This is a genomic window from Nostoc cf. edaphicum LEGE 07299 (assembly GCF_015207245.1).
In the GTDB taxonomy this organism is placed as follows: Bacteria; Cyanobacteriota; Cyanobacteriia; order Cyanobacteriales; family Nostocaceae; genus Nostoc; species Nostoc edaphicum_B.
The window spans coordinates 1-4,528 of record NZ_JADEXF010000440.1 but is presented as its reverse complement, the minus strand read 5'-3'; the positions used below and the strand labels follow the sequence as shown (position 1 = coordinate 4,528).

Annotated in this window: 4 protein-coding genes; 1 reads left to right on the top strand and 3 read right to left on the bottom strand. The window is 42.8% G+C overall.

The window, feature by feature from the left end; all coding sequences use genetic code 11:
- On the top strand, nt 1-880 hold an 880-nt coding region (gene dprA / locus IQ229_RS14305), incomplete at its 5' end, for a DNA-processing protein DprA (protein WP_194044746.1).
- Between the two features lie 387 nt (nt 881-1,267).
- Here the strand turns inward: dprA and IQ229_RS14300 are convergent.
- The 3 genes from IQ229_RS14300 to IQ229_RS14290 form a co-directional block, all read right to left on the bottom strand.
- Nucleotides 1,268-2,287 carry a DnaJ C-terminal domain-containing protein gene (locus IQ229_RS14300; RefSeq protein ID WP_194044739.1) on the bottom strand — a complete coding sequence of 340 codons (1,020 nt, stop codon included), beginning with the start codon at nt 2,285-2,287 and terminating at the stop codon, nt 1,268-1,270.
- 120 nt (nt 2,288-2,407) lie between these two features.
- Complete coding sequence (locus IQ229_RS14295) at nt 2,408-2,917, bottom strand: AAA family ATPase (RefSeq protein ID WP_194044735.1); 510 nt, start codon at nt 2,915-2,917, stop codon at nt 2,408-2,410.
- A gap of 90 nt (nt 2,918-3,007) precedes the next feature.
- Complete coding sequence (locus tag IQ229_RS14290; RefSeq protein WP_194044733.1) at nt 3,008-4,297, bottom strand: glucose-1-phosphate adenylyltransferase; 1,290 nt, start codon at nt 4,295-4,297, stop codon at nt 3,008-3,010.
- Nucleotides 4,298-4,528: the final 231 nt, after the last annotated feature.

Genomic DNA, 4,528 nt, shown 5'->3' with positions numbered 1-4,528 from the left:
CTTCTGGACGCCAGCAGATGCAGATTATCCCCGTTTACTGCTAGAAACTCCGAGTCCACCGCCAATTTTGTACTATCGCGGTGAAGTCGAACTCCAAGAAAATCTCGGACAAAAACCAATGGTTGGGATTGTCGGAACCCGCCAACCCTCAGAATATGGTATCCGTTGGACTCGCCAAATTAGTACAGCTTTAGCTAAAAATGGCTTTACAGTCGTTTCTGGTATGGCAGAGGGAATTGACACCGAAAGCCACATCGCCGCTATGAAAGCAGGTGGACGCACGATCGCAGTTTTGGGAACTGGTGTAGATGTTATCTATCCGCATAAAAATCGGGATTTGTACAAGCAAATTTTGACGGCTGGGTTAGTCGTAAGTGAGTACCCTACAAAAACCCCACCCGATCGGACTCACTTTCCCCGTCGCAACCGAATTATTGCGGGTTTAAGCCGCGCCATCTTAGTAATGGAAGCGCCTTTAAAATCTGGTGCTTTAATTACTGCTACCTACGCAAATGAATTTGGTAGAGATGTCTATGCATTACCTGGAAGACTTGACGATTATCCATCCCAAGGATGCTTAAAATTACTAAGTCAGGGAGCTTCTTTCATTCTTAAAGAACTAGACGAACTGTTAACAATGCTAGGAGCAATACCACAAATTGATACAATTGAGGCTTCTACAGCACCAGAACAGTTAATGCCAACTTTATCGCCAGAATTGCAAACAGTAATGGATGCGATGGCAAGTGATGCTTTACCCTTCGATTTTATTGTCCAACAAACCGGTATGGCTGCTGGCTCAGTTTCCAGTGCTTTGTTACAGTTGGAACTTATGGGTTTTATTTCGCAACTACCAGGTATGCGGTATCAAAAAAGTTAAGAATTAAAAGATAACACCATTATTTAGATTTATTTTTAGCAATTTAATCATCAGATTTCTGGCAATATAAAAATACAATTTTTATATAAAAACAAACTATTTAAAACCAGGAATCAGTGGGCTTTTGAATACCAAGTAGAACTATTGTGCCTCGAAATACAATTCCAAGGCTAATAGTTCAAGTTCTCTTAACTGGACTAAACAACAATTAATCTCAAGTTCGGTTAAACACTTATCCGAACATGATTCAAGTCCACTTGAGTGAACAGTAGCTCCAAGCCGCAGAACTTAAGTTCTAGACAGGATGTGGTTGAGCATAATACTTTGACTGTCACCAAAATGTGAGTAATGACGAGATTTTAATTATGGGGATTCTCTTTTTGCTTTTTAAAGCCTGAATTGGTTCAAATGACTACGGGGATTATAAGTACGTATAGCCCGGATTTTTTCATAATATTCCCGCTCTTGTTGGCTGAGGTCTTTTGGTGGAACGATCGCCACTTTCACCAACTGATCGCCGCGTCCACCTTTGGGGAGGGGCCAACCTTTGCCACGTAAACGTAGAGATTGACCAGAACGGACTCCTGCTGGGAGTTTGACATTAACTGAACCATCGGGGGTGGGTACATCAATAGACGCTCCCAGAGTCGCTTCATCTGGTGTGATTGGCACTTCGCATACCAAGTTATCGCCTTCCATTTGGAAGAATGTGTGCGGCTGAAGTTCGACTTTTAAGTATAAATCCCCCCGTTGTTGAGTCATGGGGTTGATTTGACCTTTGCCCCGCACCCGTAGGCGAGTACCAGTTTTAGCCCCAGATGGAATGTTCACATCTATTGTTTCATTACCTAAACTGAAGCGCTTTTTCACACCATTAAATGCTTCAGCAAAAGTTAGAGCGATCGCAGCTTCACTATCTTGGGTACTACCCACACCTCCATCTTGAAACCCAAAATCGTTAAAGCTACTGCTAAAATGAGTTGAGGTACCTGGAGAAGTACGGTAAGAGTGACTTCGGGCATGACTTTGGCGCCCCGCACCCGCACCACGAGGGGGAGGACCACCAAAGCGTCCTAGCAACTCATTAATGAACTCATCAAAATTGCCGTATTGACTGAAGTCAAAGTTACCCATATCTGGGCCAGCGCCGCCAGATGGGAAACCTTCACCAGCTTGTTTCCAATATTGACCGAATTGGTCGTACTTTTTGCGTTTATCTGGATCTGATACAACTTCGTAGGCTTCGCTAACTTCTTTGAAGCGTGCCTCTGCCTGTTTGTTATTTGGGTTGACATCAGGGTGGTATTTGCGGGCTAGTTTACGAAAGGCTTGTTTAATTTCCTCTGAACTGGCAGTCTTACTGACTCCCAAAATAGCGTAATAGTCCTTGAAGTCGGTTGCAGCCATCTACCAGCCTCCTATAGAAATTCCCGTTATGTTTTTTTTTAGGATGAGAGATATTGAATTTGCCTGGTATAGTGCCAAACAAAATGAATCTGATTTCAAATTAACAAAAAATATAGAAAATCAAGTGTGGTTCTCGCTCACCAAGGAATCGCAATTCCCGTACTCCAATTTTTCTGATGAGCGGCTGAGGCTGTCTAGTCCTTCTTCGCGGCTTGGGGGAGCATCCCGAAGTTGACGGTGCATCCGCAAAATAATTTCTTCTGGAACTTGGCGCGATCGCCTTTTATTCCGTGCCAAACACAGCCAAACTGGTGTATCTACCCAAATTCCCCTAATGTGGGTAAAGCCCAAGTTACGAGCTAAAGCAATGACTTCACGACGATTGCGGCGCTGGGCATTAGTGGCATCAAAAATAGCTGTATTAGTTGTGGAAATAGCTTGTTGAAATTGCCGCTCAATTTCGCGCCAAATCAGTAGCCACGGCCCTTGAACGCCTTGGGAACCGAACAATTGCCCCCGAATGGCATCTGTAGAAATTAGCGCCATTTGGGGGCATTCTGCCAGTAATTGTTTTGCCAAAGTTGACTTACCGCTACCTGGAAGACCAATCAGCAAAATGAGTTTAGTCATTAGTACTTTGTCCTTTGTCCTTTGTCTTTTGTTGCTTGTAACTATTAACCAATGACTAATGACTAATGACTAATGACTAATGACTAATGACTAAATGATGGTTCCATCAGGAATTACAGCATTTTTCAGTACGACAACGATGCCGCTACGGATGTAAAAACCTTGACTTTCTCGGTCAGCTTCTTGCACGTTATCTTTATTGATGATTTTGACATCGTGACCGATACTGGCATTTTTATCAATGATCGCACCGCGAATAATTGAGTCAGTACCAATACCTACAGGAATGTCACCTTTTTCTACGTTACATTGGCGTTCTACAAAAGCTTGATAAAAATCTGCACCCATGAGTAGGGACTCTTCGATGACACAACCAGATTCAATTCGCGATCGCACTCCCAAAACTGAATGTTGGATGCGGCAATTTTTCAAAATACAACCTTCGCCGATAATTGATTCTGTGATCTGGCAATCTAATAGTTTACTTGGAGGTAAGTATCGAGCGCGGGTATAAAGTGGTGCTTTTTCATCGTAGAAACTGAAGGGTGGCTGAGGCTGCTGAGTTAGGGCTAAATTCGCATGATAAAATGCTTCGATTGTTCCAATATCTTCCCAGTAGTCATCAAAAAGATAAGCTTGAACGTTGTAATCTTTAGAGGCATCAGGAATAATTTCTTTGCCGAAATCAGTCCTTTCTATACCTTCTCTCAACAACTTGAACAAAACCTCTTTTTTAAAGACATAAATCCCCATTGAGGCGATGTAAGGCTGTTGCTGGGCTTGTTCTTTTGATAATCCCAGTACGCTTGTATCAACACGCATTTTGATTAACGCTTCACCTTTGGGTTTTTCGCTAAAATCGATTATCCTACCAGAATCATCAATTTTCATCAAACCAAAATCTGAGGCGCGACGCTCATCAATGGGGATGACTGAGAGAGTAATATCAGCCCCCGTTTCTCTATGGCGCTGGATAAACTGGCGATAATCCATACGGTAGAGATGATCGCCTGAGAGAATTAGATATTCGTCTGCATTCCATTCTTCCATTAACCATAGGTACTGACGTACAGCATCGGCTGTACCTTGGAACCAGTTGGGGTTTTCTGGTGTTTGTTGTGCGGCTAGCACTTCTACAAACCCTTCATTGAAACCAGTAAAGTTATAGGTACGGGCGATGTGACGATTCAGTGAAGCTGAGTTGAATTGTGTCAGGACGTAGATTTTGAATATTTCGGAATTGATGCAGTTACTGACGGGGATATCGATTAAGCGATACTTACCCGCTACTGGTACTGCTGGTTTAGCGCGGAGTTTGGTTAGCGGGTAAAGCCGAGTACCCGCGCCACCACCAAGAATGATTGATAATACTTTCTTCACAAAATTTCTCCCGACTGCCTTTCAACTCTCATCTTCAGTTTAGGACTGTCTGCCACCACAGGTAAGGGGGATCGTCTGATTCTTTGGGATGAATTTTACAGAATAATGCTAGTGATGGATAATGCAGCCGATCGGGAGAAAAAATAGAACAAATGTATTAATTGGAATAAAATATGAGAGGCGATCGCTATATCCGAAAAATTAACAGAGAATTGTTTTTGGAACATCACA